This is a genomic window from Pseudomonas brassicacearum (assembly GCF_003732225.1).
In the GTDB taxonomy this organism is placed as follows: Bacteria; Pseudomonadota; Gammaproteobacteria; order Pseudomonadales; family Pseudomonadaceae; genus Aquipseudomonas; species Aquipseudomonas brassicacearum_E.
In genome coordinates, this window is sequence record NZ_MOBJ01000006.1 from 501,485 (window position 1) to 516,144 (window position 14,660).

At 60.2% G+C, this 14,660-nt stretch carries 14 protein-coding genes; 3 read left to right on the top strand and 11 right to left on the bottom strand.

The genetic code is table 11. The features are described from left to right. Positions 1-176: 176 nt before the first annotated feature. The 5 genes from BK659_RS08995 to BK659_RS09015 form a co-directional block, all read right to left on the bottom strand. On the bottom strand, positions 177-653 hold the full coding sequence (locus tag BK659_RS08995; RefSeq protein WP_054597482.1) for an Lrp/AsnC family transcriptional regulator: 477 nt from the start codon (positions 651-653) through the stop codon (positions 177-179). A 12-nt stretch (positions 654-665) separates the two neighbouring features. Next, positions 666-1,427 (bottom strand): ABC transporter ATP-binding protein, encoded by a 762-nt coding sequence (locus tag BK659_RS09000; RefSeq protein ID WP_123424714.1) that lies wholly within the window; start codon positions 1,425-1,427, stop codon positions 666-668. Positions 1,428-1,503: 76 nt separating this feature from the next. Next, positions 1,504-2,214 carry an ABC transporter permease gene (locus tag BK659_RS09005; protein ID WP_123424715.1) on the bottom strand — a complete coding sequence of 237 codons (711 nt, stop codon included), beginning with the start codon at positions 2,212-2,214 and terminating at the stop codon, positions 1,504-1,506. Then, a complete protein-coding gene (locus BK659_RS09010; protein WP_404942519.1) occupies positions 2,211-2,972 on the bottom strand; it encodes an ABC transporter permease in 762 nt (253 codons plus the stop codon). Before BK659_RS09010 ends, BK659_RS09005 begins: the two co-directional genes overlap by 4 nt. Positions 2,973-3,011: 39 nt before the next feature. Then, complete coding sequence (locus BK659_RS09015) at positions 3,012-3,791, bottom strand: transporter substrate-binding domain-containing protein (RefSeq protein WP_123424717.1); 780 nt, start codon at positions 3,789-3,791, stop codon at positions 3,012-3,014. A gap of 458 nt (positions 3,792-4,249) precedes the next feature. Here BK659_RS09015 and BK659_RS09020 point away from each other — a divergent pair, with 458 nt between their 5' ends. Continuing rightward, positions 4,250-5,356, top strand: a complete 1,107-nt coding sequence (locus BK659_RS09020; protein WP_123424718.1) for an enoyl-CoA hydratase/isomerase family protein — start codon at positions 4,250-4,252, stop codon at positions 5,354-5,356. A 3-nt stretch (positions 5,357-5,359) separates the two neighbouring features. Continuing rightward, entirely contained in the window at positions 5,360-6,511 is a 1,152-nt protein-coding gene (locus BK659_RS09025; RefSeq protein ID WP_123424719.1) for an acyl-CoA dehydrogenase family protein, read from the top strand. A gap of 107 nt (positions 6,512-6,618) precedes the next feature. Here the strand turns inward: BK659_RS09025 and BK659_RS09030 are convergent, their stop codons facing one another. The 6 genes from BK659_RS09030 to BK659_RS09060 all read right to left on the bottom strand — a co-directional run bounded on the left by BK659_RS09030 (position 6,619) and on the right by BK659_RS09060 (position 13,592). After that, positions 6,619-7,392 carry an enoyl-CoA hydratase gene (locus BK659_RS09030; protein ID WP_103316480.1) on the bottom strand — a complete coding sequence of 258 codons (774 nt, stop codon included), beginning with the start codon at positions 7,390-7,392 and terminating at the stop codon, positions 6,619-6,621. A 14-nt stretch (positions 7,393-7,406) separates the two neighbouring features. After that, positions 7,407-8,534: an acyl-CoA dehydrogenase gene (locus BK659_RS09035; protein ID WP_123424720.1), complete on the bottom strand. Its 1,128-nt coding sequence runs from the start codon at positions 8,532-8,534 to the stop codon at positions 7,407-7,409. Between the two features lie 143 nt (positions 8,535-8,677). Continuing rightward, positions 8,678-9,871, bottom strand: coding sequence for an acetyl-CoA C-acyltransferase (locus BK659_RS09045; protein WP_123424721.1), 1,194 nt, complete (start codon positions 9,869-9,871; stop codon positions 8,678-8,680). Between the two features lie 12 nt (positions 9,872-9,883). Next, positions 9,884-10,645: an SDR family NAD(P)-dependent oxidoreductase gene (locus tag BK659_RS09050; RefSeq protein ID WP_019690523.1), complete on the bottom strand. Its 762-nt coding sequence runs from the start codon at positions 10,643-10,645 to the stop codon at positions 9,884-9,886. Positions 10,646-10,661: 16 nt separating this feature from the next. Continuing rightward, a complete protein-coding gene (locus BK659_RS09055) occupies positions 10,662-12,326 on the bottom strand; it encodes an AMP-binding protein (protein ID WP_123424722.1) in 1,665 nt (554 codons plus the stop codon). A gap of 249 nt (positions 12,327-12,575) precedes the next feature. After that, the gene (locus BK659_RS09060; RefSeq protein WP_123424723.1) at positions 12,576-13,592 is read right to left on the bottom strand and encodes an AraC family transcriptional regulator; all 1,017 of its coding nucleotides are present in this window, start codon (positions 13,590-13,592) and stop codon (positions 12,576-12,578) included. Positions 13,593-13,807: 215 nt separating this feature from the next. On the opposite strand from BK659_RS09060, the gene efeU reads away from it, so the two are divergent. Then, positions 13,808-14,659, top strand: a complete 852-nt coding sequence (gene efeU, locus BK659_RS09065) for an iron uptake transporter permease EfeU (protein ID WP_123424724.1) — start codon at positions 13,808-13,810, stop codon at positions 14,657-14,659. The last annotated feature ends 1 nt before the right edge of the window (position 14,660 follow it).

A 14,660-nucleotide genomic window follows, 5' to 3' on the forward strand; every position in this document is an offset into this window, starting at 1 on the left:
GATTACCGTAGCAGCTGGCGCAGCCTGCGTTCGAGTGCGCAGCACTCGTAAAACCATGCTCTGCGGTGCTTCAGACTCACCGAGTCGTCAGCATTTACGACTGCTGCGCAGCCGAACGCAGGCTGCGCCAGCTGCTACGGAATCAGCTGACTTTGGGAAGTCGGCGCTTAGCCGTTCTAGGTGGAGGTCTTGACCATTGCCAGCTCGGGGTGGCTGACCAGTTTGTCGATATGCAGGTCCGGGTCGTCGAACCAGACTTCGGTCAGCACCCGGTAGTGTTCCATGTCGCGACAGCGCATCCGCAGGCTGTAGTCGAAGGCGCCGCTGATCAATTGGCACTCCAGCACCTGCGGGCAGGCACGGACTTTGGCTTCGAAAGCTTTCTGCGCGGCGCGTCCGCTCTGGTTCGACAGCGCCACCAGCACCAGCAGCGACAAACCGGGGGTCAGTTTCTTCTCGTCGAGAATCGCCCCGTAGCCGCGAATGACGCCGAGCTGTTCGAGCTTGCGCACTCGTTCAAGGCATGGCCTTGGCGTCAGGTGCACGCGCTCGGAAAGCTTCTGATAGGTGATGCGCCCTTCGTGGCGCAGCACCTCAATGATCGCCTGATCGATTCGATCAAGCACGATCGACATATCGCGGATATCCGCCATGTACGTTTTGCCTCACTTCAAACGGCCCGATAAAAATTGCTGCAAACGCTCGCTTTTTGGCTGGTCGAGAATCGTTGCATCGCCCTGCTCTTCGACCCGGCCTTGATGCAGGAACAGCACCTGGCTGGACACCTGCCGGGCAAAGCCCATTTCGTGGGTCACCATCAGCATGGTCCGGCCCTCTTCGGCCAAGGCCTGAATCACCTTCAATACTTCACCCACCAGTTCCGGGTCGAGGGCCGAGGTCGGCTCATCGAACAACAGAATCTGTGGTTCCACCGCCAACGCGCGAGCAATTGCCACTCGTTGCTGCTGGCCGCCGGAGAGGAATGCCGGGTACTGCTCGGCCACCCGTTGCGGCAGACCAACCTTGTCGAGGTAGGCCCGGGCGCTGGCTTCAGCGTCCTTGCGGCTGACACCCAGAACCTTGCACGGCGCGAGCGTGATGTTCTCCAGCACCGTCAGATGACTCCACAGGTTGAAGTGCTGAAACACCATCGCCAGCCGCGTGCGCAAGCGCTGCAACTGCGCCGGGTTGGCAACCCGCATGCCACCGGGAGCCTGACGGGTGACAATCCGCTCGCCGTCCAGCTCGATGGCGCCATCATCCGCCCGTTCAAGAAAGTTGATACACCGCAGCATAGTGCTTTTGCCGGAGCCACTGGCGCCAATCATGCTCACTACATCACCGGCGCGGGCATTCAACGAGACGCCCTTGAGCACTTCATTGTCACCAAAGCGTTTATACAGATTTTCAACGGTCAGCTTGTACATGGAACACTCCTGGAGCGCTGCCGTTGGCGACAGCGTTCTGGACAGAAAGAGGGAGGAAAAAAGCCGGCTCCAGATTTCAGTGAGCCGGCCCGAGGAAATTCAGCCAACGCTTCTCCGCGAGACGAAACGCGCCGACCAGGCCGAATGACAGCCCGAGGTACAGCAGCCCGGCGATACCGAATGCCTGGAAGGTCATGAAGGTCGCGGCATTCGCGTCTCGAGCCACCTTGAGGATGTCCGGAATGGTCGCGGTGAAGGCCACGGACGTGGCGTGCAGCATCAGGATCACTTCGTTGCTGTAATACGGCAGCGCCCGACGCAACGCCGAGGGCAGAATCAACTTCACATACAAGCGCCAGCCACTCAGGCCGTAGGCGTGGGCGGCTTCGATTTCACCGTAGGGAATGCTGCGAATCGCCCCGGCGAAAATTTCCACGGTGTAGGCGCAGGTATTGAGAGTGAAGGCCAGCAAGGTGCAATTCATCGCATCGCGAAAGAACGCTTCCAGCAACGGCTGCGAACGGACCACCGCGATGCCGTAGATCCCGCTGTAGCAAATCAGCAACTGGATATACAGCGGCGTGCCACGAAACACATAAGTGAACAGCTGCACCGGCCAGCGCAGCAGGCCCCAGCCGGACGTGCGCATGATCGCCAGCGGCAGCGACAGACAGAACCCGAGCACGATGCTCACCACCAGCAGCCATAAGGTCATGGCCAAACCGGTGAAGGTGTAGCCATCGCTGAACAGGAACGGTTTCCAGTATTCAGAGATCAATTCAATCATCGTGTCATCCCCCGTACGCCCTGGTTGTAGCGCCGTTCAAGGACGCGCAAAACATAGTTCGAGGCGCTGGTGATCAGCAGGTACAGCGCTGCCGCCAGTAACAAAAAGTCCAGCATATTGAAGGTGCTTTTACCGGCCTCCTGCGCGACCTTGACCAGGTCCGACAAACCGATGATCGACACCAGCGCCGTGGCCTTGAGCAGCACCAGCCAGTTGTTGCCCAGGCTCGGCAAGGCGAAGCGCATCATTTGCGGGAACACCACATAGCGAAAACGCTGCCAGCGGCTCAGGCCAAACGAGGCGCCGGCCTCCTGTTGCCCCCGAGGGACACTGAGGATCGCGCCACGAAAGGTCTCGGTGAAATAAGCGCCGTAGATGAACCCCAGGGTCACGATACCGGCCACGAACGGGTCGATTTCCATGTACGGCCATCCCATGAATTCGGTCAGGCTGCTCAGCCAGCCTTGCAGGCTGTAGAAGATCAGCAACATCAACACCAGGTCCGGTACACCGCGAATCAACGTGGTGTAAAAGGTTGCCGGCAGGTTCAGCAGCCGCAGTGGCGAGAGCTTGGCCGCCGCACCGAGCAGGCCCAGCAGCATGCTAACCACCAGCGACAGCGCCGAGAGTTTCAGGGTCACCCAGGTACCGTGCAGCAACAGTGGGCCATAGCCTTGCAGGGCCGAGAGATCCAGACCCAGAGCATTGAGGAAGGTATTCACGCAAGTCACCTGTCTTGAAGCACCACAGCGAGGCATTGGGTCGTGAACCACGGCCCAATGCCTCAGGTGCGCTGATCAGTTGTTGTAAAGGTCCAGATCGCCGAAGTATTTCTTCTGGATCTGCGCGTAGATGCCCTTCTCGTGCAGGGCCTTGATGGCGGTATTGAGCATGCCTTTGAGCTCGTCGCTATCCTTGCGCACACCGATGGCAATGTCCGCCGGCACCAGCGGATCACTGATGCCTTCACTGTTCTTGAACTGGGCGCCTTGTGGCGATGTAAGGAAGCTCATCTGCGCTTGCAGCTTGTCCTGAATCGAAGCATCGAGGCGGCCGTAAACCAGATCGGCGTAGACCTGATCCTGGTTCTGATAGGCGCGCAGTTTCACCCCGCCCGGCGCCAGTTTGGCCCTGGCGTAGGTTTCCTGAATGGTGCCTTGCATGAAGCCGATGGTCTTGCCCTTGAGCGACTCGGCGGTGGGTTCAAGACCTGAATCCTTACGGGTGACGATGGCGGTCGGCCCGGCGTACAGGCGGTCGGTGAAGTCGATCTGCTTGCGGCGTGCGTCGGTGACGGTCATCGACGACTCGATGGCGTCGAACTTGCCGGCCTTGAGCGCAGGAATCAGCCCGTCGAAGTCATTGCTGACCCACACACATTTGAGCTTCAGTTCGGCGCAGATCGCGTTGCCCAGGTCCACGCCAAAGCCTTGCACGCCACCGTCGGCGGTGGTCGACTCAAACGGCGGGTAGCTTGGGTTGGTGCCGAAGCGCAGTTCGGTCCACTCCTTGGCGCTAGCGCCGGCCGAGCAGAACAGCAACGCGAGTACAGGCAAAGTCAGCCATTGGGTTTTCATCTTCGTAAGTCCCGATTTGTTTGGAATTATCGCGACCGGGCACGCAGGCCTGGACGCCTTTATGGGCAGGAACAGAGAGTCGATGCGGCATCTGCCGCAGCAGCGTTCTTATTGTTTGTGTTCGGTGCACCGCCAAAGGCCGGCCACACCCCACCCTGAAACCCTTGGCGCAGACGGCTTCGAATGGAAGGCCAGAATGCCAACAGACGATTGTGTCGAGGTGTCGAAAGAGCCGTCGCAGACAGCTCGCTTGTGCTGATGTCGGCATTTTCACAGCCGATTCTGTCGTGAATGCCCTATTGGGGTATTTATGCGATGGATGAGCCTGCGGGTATTGCAAAAATGCAGACCGGACCTGCATCTATCCGGGTTGTACATCGCAAATTTGCACTGCTACGATCCGGCATCGTTCGCGCGCGAACACTTCTATAAAGAACAATAAAAGCAGGGAGTTAGCGATGACTGCTCAGGTTTCATCCCAGGCGACCCAAGGCATTGATGCCACCGCCAACGAAGTGCTGGCCGAGGTCCGCAACCACATTGGCCACCTGACCCTCAATCGCCCCGCCGGCCTCAATGCCATTACCCTGGACATGGTCCGCAGCCTGCACCAGCAGCTCGATGCCTGGTCCCGTGACCCGCACATCCACGCCGTGGTGCTGCGCGGTGCTGGCGAGAAAGCCTTCTGCGCCGGCGGCGATATCCGCTCGCTGTACGACAGTTTCAAAAGCGGCGACACCCTGCATGAAGACTTCTTCGTCGAGGAATACGCCCTCGACCTGGCGATCCACCATTACCGCAAACCGGTACTGGCGTTGATGGACGGTTTTGTCCTCGGCGGCGGCATGGGCCTGGTGCAAGGCGCAGACCTGCGGGTGGTTACCGAACGCAGCCGTCTGGCGATGCCGGAAGTGGCCATCGGTTACTTCCCGGACGTCGGCGGCAGCTACTTCCTGCCACGGATTCCCGGCGAGCTGGGTATCTACCTTGGCGTCAGTGGTGTGCAGATTCGCGCCTCCGATGCGCTGTATTGCGGGTTGGCCGACTGGTATCTGGAAAGCGAAAAACTCGCCGAACTGGATCAACGCCTCGACAGCCTCAAGTGGCACGACACCCCGCTCAAGGACCTGCAAGGTCTGCTGGCCAAACTCGCGGTACAGCAACTGCCCGACGCACCCTTGCAGGCACTGCGGCCAACCATCGACCACTTCTTCGCCCTGCCGGATGTGCCGAGCATCGTTGAGCAACTGCGCACCGTTACGATTGCCGACAGCCACGACTGGGCAATCACCACCGCCGACCTGCTCGACAGTCGTTCACCGCTGGCCATGGGTGTAACGTTAGAGATGTTGCGACGTGGTCGTCAGCTGAGCCTGGAAAACTGCTTCGCCCTCGAACTGCATCTGGACCGTCAGTGGTTCGAACGCGGCGACCTGATCGAAGGCGTCCGCGCCTTGCTGATCGACAAAGACAAGAGCCCACGCTGGAATCCTCCGACCGTGCAGGCGCTGGACGCCAGACAGGTTGCGAGTTTCTTCAGCGGTTTTGACCAGAGCGGGAGCTGAGCCATGCACGATATCGAACTGACCGAAGAACAAGTGATGATCCGCGACATGGCCCGGGATTTTGCCCGCGGCGAAATCGCCCCCCACGCCCAGGCCTGGGAAAAAGCCGGCTGGATCGACGACGCGCTGGTGGCAAAAATGGGCGAGCTGGGTTTGCTCGGCATGGTGGTTCCCGAGGAATGGGGCGGTACTTACGTCGACTACGTGGCCTACGCGCTGGCGGTGGAAGAGATTTCTGCCGGCGACGGCGCCACCGGCGCCTTGATGAGTATTCACAACTCGGTGGGCTGCGGGCCGGTCCTCAACTACGGCACTGAAGAACAGAAACAGATCTGGCTGGCGGATCTGGCCAGCGGTCAGGCCATCGGCTGTTTCTGCCTGACCGAGCCGCAGGCCGGTTCCGAAGCGCACAACCTGCGCACCCGCGCCGAACTGCGCGACGGCCAGTGGGTGATCAATGGCGCCAAGCAGTTCGTCAGCAACGGTCGACGGGCAAAACTGGCGATTGTGTTTGCGGTGACCGATCCGGACCTGGGCAAGAAAGGTTTGTCAGCGTTTCTGGTGCCGACCAACACCCCGGGGTTTATCGTCGACCGCAGCGAACACAAGATGGGCATCCGCGCTTCCGACACCTGCGCGGTAACGCTGAACAACTGCACTATCCCCGAAGCCAACCTGCTGGGTGAGCGCGGCAAGGGTTTGGCGATTGCCTTGTCCAACCTCGAAGGCGGTCGCATCGGCATCGCCGCGCAGGCACTGGGCATCGCCCGTGCAGCCTTCGAAGCAGCGCTGGCCTACGCCCGAGACCGGGTGCAGTTCGACAAGCCGATCATCGAACACCAAAGCATCGCCAACATGCTGGCCGACATGCACATGCAACTGAACGCCGCGCGCTTGCTGATCCTCCACGCCGCACGGTTGCGCAGCGCCGGCAAGCCCTGCCTGTCGGAAGCCTCGCAGGCCAAGCTGTTTGCCTCGGAGATGGCCGAGAAGGTCTGCTCGTCCGCCATACAGATTCACGGCGGCTACGGTTATCTGGAAGATTATCCGGTGGAGCGCTACTACCGCGATGCGCGGATCACGCAGATTTACGAAGGCTCGAGCGAGATTCAGCGGATGGTGATTGCGCGGGAACTCAAGAACTATCTGGTTTGAGGCCCTAAAAGCATCGCGAGCAAGCTCGCTCCCACATTGGATCTCCAATACTCATGAGATCCTGTGGGAGCGAGCTTGCTCGCGATGACGTCGGTGAGAACGCTACATCACTTACCTTGGAACTGCGCCTCACGCTTGGCAATAAACGCTGCCATGCCTTCTTTCTGATCCTGTGTGGCGAACGCCGCATGGAATACCCGACGTTCAAAGCGCACGCCTTCGGACAGGCTGACTTCAAAGGCACGGTTAACGCTCTCCTTGACCATCATCGCAATCGGCAAGGATTTTTTGGCGATCAGCGCTGCAACCTTCAGCGCTTCATCCAACAGCTCATCCACCGGCACGATGCGCGCAACGATGCCGCAGCGCTCCGCTTCCACCGCATCGATCAAGCGGCCACTGAGGCACATTTCCATGGCTTTGGCCTTGCCCACCGCTCGGGTCAGGCGCTGGGTGCCGCCCATGCCCGGCAGCACGCCGAGGTTGATTTCCGGTTGACCGAATTTGGCGTTGTCGCCGGCCAGAATGAAATCGCACATCAGCGCCAGCTCACAACCGCCGCCCAGGGCAAAACCGGCGACAGCGGCAATGATCGGCTTACGGCGGTTGGCAACCCGATCGCTGTCGCTGAACAGGTCGTCGAGGTAGATCTGCGGATAGGTCAGCTCGGCCATTTCCTTGATGTCGGCGCCGGCGGCAAAAGCTTTTTTCGAGCCAGTCAGCACGATGCAGCCGATTTCCGGATTGGCTTCCAGACCGTCCAGCGCGTGGTTCAACTCGCTGACGATCTGCGCGTTCAAGGCATTCAGGGCTTGTGGGCGGTTGAGGGTGATCAGACCCACGCGGCCCTGGACTTCCAACAAAATCGTTTCGTAGCTCATGCAAGCGTTCCTTCTCAAAGATTGCGCGAAATGACCATGCGCTGAATATCGCTGGTGCCTTCATAGATCTGACAAACCCGCACGTCGCGGTAGATCCGCTCCAGCGGGAAGTCGCTCAGGTAACCGTAACCACCGAGGGTTTGCAACGCCATTGAACAGACCTTTTCGGCCATTTCCGAGGCGAATAGCTTGGCCATCGAGGCTTCCACCAGCGCCGGTTTGCCGCTGTCACGCAGGGCGGCGGCGTAATGCACCATCTGCCGGGCGACGGCGATTTGCGTGGCCATGTCCGCCAGTCGAAAGGCTACTGCCTGATGCTCGATGATCGGTTTGCCGAAACTCTCACGCTCACGGGCGTAATCGCGAGCGGCTTCGAATGCGGCGCGGGCCATGCCGACCGATTGCGAGGCAATTCCGACACGTCCACCTTCAAGGTTGGCCAAGGCGATTTTGTAACCTTCGCCCTCCTCTCCCAGCCGATTGGCCACCGGCACCTTCACGTCCTCGAAAAGGATCTGGCAGGTGTCCGAGGCGTGCTGGCCGAGCTTGTCTTCAACGCGTGCAACCTTGTAGCCCGGTGAATCGGTGGGCACGATGAAAGCGCTGATTCCGCGTTTGCCGGCACTCGGGTCGGTGACCGCGAAGACAATCACCACCCCGGCGTTTTGCCCGGAAGTGATGAACTGCTTGCAGCCGTTGAGCACGTAGTGATCGCCGTTCAGCCGGGCACGGGTTTTCAGGCTGCTGGCGTCGGAACCGGCCTGCGGCTCGGTCAGCGCGAACGCCCCGAGCATCGCACCGCTGGCCAACGGTTTGAGGAAGCGCTCTTTCTGATCGTCGTTGCCGAACTTGAGGATCGGCACGCAACCCACCGAGTTGTGCACGCTCATGATGGTCGAGCAGGCGCCATCGCCGGCGGCAATTTCTTCCAGGGCCATGGCGTACGCCAGGTAACCGGTGTCGCAACCGCCCCACTGCTCCGGCACCAGCATGCCGAAGAAGCCCAGTTCGGCCATCTCGCCGATGGCTTCTTTGGGGAAACGGTGCTCGCGATCCCACTCGGCAGCGAACGGCTTGAGCCGTTCCTGGGCGAATTGCCGGGCCGCATCGCTGATCTGTAGTTGTTCGTCATTGGGAATCATGCCAAGTCCTTAAAAATCAAACCTGAATGCGAGAACCTGTGGGAGCGAGCTTGCTCGCGATGGCGGTGTGTCATTCAGCAGGAATGTTGAATGTGAGTCAGCCATCGCGAGCAAGCTCGCTCCCACAGGGATTGGCGTGGGCCTTAGTACAGGCATTCAACGGCCATGGCCGTGGCTTCACCGCCGCCGATGCAGATCGCTGCAACGCCGCGTTTCAGGCCTTTCTGGCGCAAGGCCGAGAGCAAGGTCACAAGGATCCGCGCGCCAGAAGCACCGATCGGGTGGCCCAGCGCACAGGCGCCGCCATGAACGTTGACCTTGCTGTGAGGGATTTCCAGCTTGGTCATGGTCACCAGGCTGACCACCGCGAAGGCTTCATTGACTTCGAACAGTTCGACTTCATCCAGCGACCAGCCGGTTTTCTTCAGCAGTTTCTTGATCGCGCCCACCGGTGCCACCGGGAACAGCCCCGGCGTATCAGCGAACGCCGCGTGACCGTGGATCACTGCCAGTGGTTTCAGGCCGCGTTTTTCAGCTTCTGAACGACGCATCAGCAGCAATGCCGCCGCGCCGTCGGAAATCGAACTGGAGTTGGCCGCCGTCACTGTACCGCCGTCGCGGAACGCCGGTTTCAGGCTGGCGATCTTGTCCAGTTTGGCTTTCGGTGGCTGTTCGTCATCGGTGATGAGCTTTTGCTCTTTACCGACCATGACCTGCAACGGGACGATTTCGGCGTTGAAACTGCCGTCCTTGATCGCCTGCTGTGCGCGGGTGGTCGAAGCGATTGCAAAGTCATCCTGCGCTTCACGCGTGAAGCCGTTGGCCTCGGCGCAGTCTTCGGCGAAGGTGCCCATCAGGCGGCCCTTGTCGTAGGCGTCCTCCAGACCGTCGAGGAACATGTGGTCGAGCACTTTGCCGTGGCCCATGCGGTAACCGCTGCGGGCGCGGTCCAGCAGATACGGTGCGTTGGACATGCTTTCCATCCCGCCGGCAACCACCACGTCGGCACTGCCGGCCAGCAACATGTCGTGGGCCAGGATGGCGGCTTCCATACCCGAGCCGCACATTTTGTTCAGGGTGGTGCAACGGGTCGATTTGTCCAACCCGGCGCCCAGCGCAGCCTGGCGTGCCGGGGCCTGACCGAGGCCGGCGGACAGCACACAACCAAACAGCACTTCTTCTACTGCATCGGCAGCCACGCCGGCGCGTTCGACGGCAGCGCGGATCGCCGCAGCGCCCAGTTGTGGCGCGCTGAGGCTTTTCAGCTCACCTTGAAAACCGCCCATCGGGGTGCGGACGGCGCTGACGATAACGATTGGATCGTGGGACATAGTCATGACAAATACTCCTTATTTGGCGGCCATACGCAAGGCACCGTCGAGACGGATCACCTCGCCGTTGAGCATGCTGTTTTCTATGATATGCCTGACCAACGCGGCGTACTCAACCGGTTTACCAAGGCGCGGCGGGAACGGCACGCCAGCGGCCAGCGAGTCGCGAACTTCCTGGGTCATGCCGGCCATCATCGGTGTCTCGAAGATGCCCGGAGCGATGGTCATCACGCGGATACCGAAGCGCGCCAGTTCACGCGCGGCGGGTAAGGTCAGGCTGGCAATCGCGCCTTTGGACGCCGCGTAAGCAGCCTGGCCGATCTGGCCGTCGAAAGCCGCCACCGAGGCGGTGTTGATGATCACTCCGCGCTCACCGTCTTCATTGGCTTCGGTTTCGGCAATCGCCGCCGCGGCCAGGCGCAGCATGTTGAAGCTGCCGATCAGGTTGACGTTGATCACCTGGCTGAAACTGGCCAGCGCGTGAGGGCCGTTCTTGCCGAGGATCTTCTCGCCACGGACCACACCGGCGCAGTTGACCAGCCCGTGCAGGCCGCCAAAGGCTGCAACCGCTGCCTGCACCGCCGCTTCTGCTGCCGCCTCCTGGCTGATGTCCGCCACGACGCAATGCGCGCCGAGCCGTTTTGCCTGAGCGGCGACGGCTTCGGCGTTCAAGTCCACCAGCATGACTTTGGCACCGGCGCCCACCAGCATTTCAGCCGTGGCCGCGCCCAGGCCCGACGCACCGCCGGTGACGAGAAAAACCTTGTTTTCGATCTGCATCATTGTTTCCTTGGATTCAAGCTGAAACGTTCTTCGCCGTGGCCTCTTGAGCCTTGGCGATTTCCTGATTGCGCAAGATAAAGCGCTGCAATTTGCCGCTTGGGGTTTTCGGCAACTCGCTGACAAATTCGATTTCACGCGGGTATGAGTGCGCCGCCAAGCGCTTACGCACATGCTGGCGCAGCTCCTCGACAAGCTCGGGCGAAGCACGGTATCGCGCGCTGAGCACGACGAAGGCTTTCACCAGCTCGGTGCGTTCCGGATCCGGCTTGCCGATCACGGCCGCCTCGATGACTGCCGGGTGCTCGATCAATGCACTTTCCACGTCGAACGGGCCAACCCGGTAGCCGGAAGTGGTGATCACATCATCGCTGCGGCCAACGAAGCTGATGCTGCCGTCCGGGTTCAGTTCGACGGTATCGCCACTCAGGTAATAGTTACCGACGAAGGCCTTGGTTGGCGCGCCTTCGTAACCGGCAAACCAGCACATCGGCGATTGCGTGCGGTCGATGGCGAGGATCCCCGGCTGACCGACCGACAATTCGTTGCAGGCCTCATCCAGTACCACGATCCGGTGGCCGGGCGAGGCAAAGCCCGCCGCACCGACATGCACCGGATGCTCAAGGCCATGGTGGTTGCACAGCACCATGCCGAGTTCGGTCTGGCCGTAATGGTCGTGGATCACCACGTCGAGGTTGTCGGCGAACCAGCGGATCACTTCCGGGTTCAACGGTTCGCCGGCGCTGCTGACAATGCGCAGTTTGCCTTTGATCGAACGGGCGAACTCATCGCCGCCAGCGATCAGCAAACGGTAGGCGGTCGGTGAACCGGTGAGGTTGGTGATGCCGTACTTATTGATCACCCGGCAGGTGCTTTCGAGCGTAAACGGACCATCGTAAAAGGTGATCGGATGGCCCATGGACAACGGTCCGGTCACACCAAAGTAGATGCCATAAGCCCAGCCCGGATCGGCGACGTTCCAGAACGCATCTTCAGGTCGCAGGTCCACCGCGTCGCGGGTGTAACTCTGGAATGCGACGATTGCCTTGAGTGGCACCGACAGGGCTTTCGACGGGCCGGTGGTGCCCGAAGTGAACATCAGCAGGAACGGGTCTTCTCCCGTCAGCAGCAGCGGTTCACATTGGGCGGAATAGTTGGGCAGTTCGGCCCAGAAACTGAAATCGCCGCGGACGATGCCCTGACCTTTCGGGCCACCTACGGTGACGATGATCGGGCAGTCGGCAACTTCACTGAGCTTTGGGCGATTGACCGCATCGGTCACCACCACGGCGGCGCCGGAACTGTTGAGGCGATGTTCGATGGCTTTCGGGCCGAAGGCGGTAAACAGCGGCTGGTAGACCGCGCCGATACGCCAGGTGGCGAACACCACAATCAGCAATTCGACATTGCGTGGCAGCAGACCGGCGACCTTGTCGCCCTTCTTCACGCCTTGAGCCAGCAGGAAATTGGCAAAGCGCGCGGCTTTATCCTGTAAATCACTGAAGGTGTACGTGGCGCTGGCACCGTCGCGCCCCTCCCAGAACAAGGCGATGCGTCCGGGCAACGCATGGCGGTCGCAGCATTCAACGCAGGCGTTGAGGGCCGTCAACGAGCCTTTGAGCGCCGCCTCGACGGTGTGCTGATAATTGAACTGTGAAGTCGCAGACAGGTAATCGCGCATTGCCAGAATCCCTCTGTATTTTTATTAGGTTGGGGGAACCGTAAAAATCCAGGAAATACTCGCTCCGCGGGCGGCGCGGGACAATGGTCAAAGCTTTCAAGTTGTGTGACTGGTTTGGCCAAGATTCAAGAGATGTGGCGTCTGGGCGGACGTCATCGCGAGCAAGCTCGCTCCCACATTTGGAACGCGTTCCCCTGTGGGAGCGAGCTTGCTCGCGAAGAGGCCAGACCGATCAATACAAGGTCTGGATCAGTGGGCTTCGTTGAGGATCAAACTGCGGTAATGCCCGGGATTGGACCCCGACCATTTGCGAAACGCCTTGTAGAACGAACTGGCATCGGCGAACCCGAGCCGCGTGGCGATCTCGGCGAAGCTGATCGAAGGTTCGGCCAGCCAGACAATCGCCAGCTCCTTGCGCACGCTGTCCTTCAAGCCTTGATAGGTCTGCCCTTCTTCCGCCAACCGTCGACGCAATGTCGATGCGGACATGCACAGGCGCTGCGCCAGGCTGTCGGTTTCCGGCCACTGTTCGGCCGGCAGTTGCCGCAAATCGTGTTTGATCCGGCTGGCGAGGCTTTGCGGATCGCGGTACTTGACCAGGATATTGGCCGGCGCATGGGCCAAAAAGCGCTTGAGTTCGTCGCTGCTGCGCTTGATCGGCAGATCCAGGCAATCAGCCGAGAAAATCATCCGGGTGCGCGGTCGGTCGAAACGCAGGTTCTCGGAGAACATCACTTTGTAGTCATCACAGAAGTCCGGTTCCGCGCAGCGCAGTTCGATCGCCAGAATCGGTATCCGTCGTCCCGCCAGCCAGCAGGCAACGCCATGGACGATCATCCAGTAGGTGAAATAAGTGAAGGCGCGACGCGGGTCCTGGTCGTCTTCGAGCAGGACGATTTCCGCCAGGCTTTGCTGATGAACCAGCTGCGCCGGCATGCGTTCAAGCATCAACGACAGAAACCCCAGCCCGGACGTCAATCCCGCTGCCAGCGTCGGCTGCGCCATGGCGCAACGACAAAGAAATTCCAGGCTGCCGGATTTCAGCTGGCGCGGGTCCATGCCAAAGAACTCGTCGTCCATGCGCCGTGCCAGTAACCGCCAGAGTCGTGCATAGGCCGTGGCCGGAACACGAGCGTCAGCCACGTCCAGCAAGCGTGGCTCAATCCCGACCTTGAGCAAGATCTCGTCACTGACCACGCCCGGCTCGCAGCTTTGCAACAGTGCTTCGCGCACCAGGTGAATGGAGATGGTGTCTTTTTCCGACATTGAGCGTGGTGAACCCTTTTTTGTTGGTCGGCCATCTTAGCGCAGGCGTTGATTTCTTAAGATCAAAAGATCGCAGCCTTCGGCAGCTCCTACGTTGGGCTGTGATCTTTTATGTTGTTCAGTCACCGTTCAGCTAAATGCCAATCATCTCTATTTAGTAATGAGTATCATTATGTTACAAATTAGCTTCCACTCTATAGCCAACGCGGTGCTGAATGCTGGTTCCCTTTTTGATCATGCTGCGCGAAGGCGTTGAAGCGGCGTTAATCGTCGGCATCATTGCCAGTTACCTCAAGCAAACCGGACGCGGCCAATGGATGCCCGCCATGTGGATCGGAGTTTTCCTCGCCGTCGCGCTGGCCCTGCTGGTGGGTGGTGGCCTGGAGTTGGTCAGCGCCGAGTTCCCGCAAAAACAACAGGAACTCTTCGAAGGCGTGATCGGCCTGCTGGCGGTCGGCATTCTGAGCTCCATGGTGTTCTGGATGCGCAAAGTGGCGCGCTCGATCAAACACTCGCTGCACGCTTCCCTCGATCACGCGATGGCCGGTTCCAAACACCAGATCACTGCACTGATTGCCATGGTGTTCTTCGCCGTCGCCCGGGAAAGTCTGGAAACCGTGTTCTTCCTGCTGGCGGTATTCCAGCAAAGCGAAGGTCCGGGAGCGCCTGCCGGTGCCCTGCTCGGCCTGGCGCTGTCGATTGTCATCGGTTTCCTCATCTACAGCGGCAGCATGCGCCTGAACCTGGCCGTGTTCTTTCGCTGGACCGGGTTGTTCATTCTGGTAGTGGCGGCCGGCATTCTCGCAAGCTCGGTGCGGGCACTGCACGAAGCCGGGCTGTGGAATCACCTGCAAACGGTCCTGTTCGACTTCAGCGCAACCCTGCCGATGGATGGCCCGCTCGGATCAGTGCTGGCCGGCATGTTCGGTTATCAGGATGCACCGACCGTCAGCACCCTGGGCGCGTACCTGATTTATCTGGTGGTCGCTCTGGTGATGTTCTTCCTTCCGGGCAGCGCGCCTGCCAAACCGGCCACCACGCCACCTTCTTCCGTTTCCAGCCATTAAG

Excerpts from the sequence above, each read along its gene's own strand:
- BK659_RS08995 (WP_054597482.1), bottom strand. The coding sequence starts at position 653 with ATGGCGGATATCCGCGATATGTCGATCGTGCTTGATCGAATCGATCAG.
- BK659_RS09000 (WP_123424714.1), bottom strand. The coding sequence starts at position 1,427 with ATGTACAAGCTGACCGTTGAAAATCTGTATAAACGCTTTGGTGACAAT.
- BK659_RS09005 (WP_123424715.1), bottom strand. The coding sequence starts at position 2,214 with ATGATTGAATTGATCTCTGAATACTGGAAACCGTTCCTGTTCAGCGAT.
- BK659_RS09010 (WP_404942519.1), bottom strand. The coding sequence starts at position 2,972 with ATGCCTCGCTGTGGTGCTTCAAGACAGGTGACTTGCGTGAATACCTTC.
- BK659_RS09015 (WP_123424717.1), bottom strand. The coding sequence starts at position 3,791 with ATGAAAACCCAATGGCTGACTTTGCCTGTACTCGCGTTGCTGTTCTGC.
- BK659_RS09020 (WP_123424718.1), top strand. The coding sequence starts at position 4,250 with ATGACTGCTCAGGTTTCATCCCAGGCGACCCAAGGCATTGATGCCACC.
- BK659_RS09025 (WP_123424719.1), top strand. The coding sequence starts at position 5,360 with ATGCACGATATCGAACTGACCGAAGAACAAGTGATGATCCGCGACATG.
- BK659_RS09030 (WP_103316480.1), bottom strand. The coding sequence starts at position 7,392 with ATGAGCTACGAAACGATTTTGTTGGAAGTCCAGGGCCGCGTGGGTCTG.
- BK659_RS09035 (WP_123424720.1), bottom strand. The coding sequence starts at position 8,534 with ATGATTCCCAATGACGAACAACTACAGATCAGCGATGCGGCCCGGCAA.
- BK659_RS09045 (WP_123424721.1), bottom strand. The coding sequence starts at position 9,871 with ATGACTATGTCCCACGATCCAATCGTTATCGTCAGCGCCGTCCGCACC.
- BK659_RS09050 (WP_019690523.1), bottom strand. The coding sequence starts at position 10,645 with ATGCAGATCGAAAACAAGGTTTTTCTCGTCACCGGCGGTGCGTCGGGC.
- BK659_RS09055 (WP_123424722.1), bottom strand. The coding sequence starts at position 12,326 with ATGCGCGATTACCTGTCTGCGACTTCACAGTTCAATTATCAGCACACC.
- BK659_RS09060 (WP_123424723.1), bottom strand. The coding sequence starts at position 13,592 with ATGTCGGAAAAAGACACCATCTCCATTCACCTGGTGCGCGAAGCACTG.
- efeU (WP_123424724.1), top strand. The coding sequence starts at position 13,808 with ATGCTGGTTCCCTTTTTGATCATGCTGCGCGAAGGCGTTGAAGCGGCG.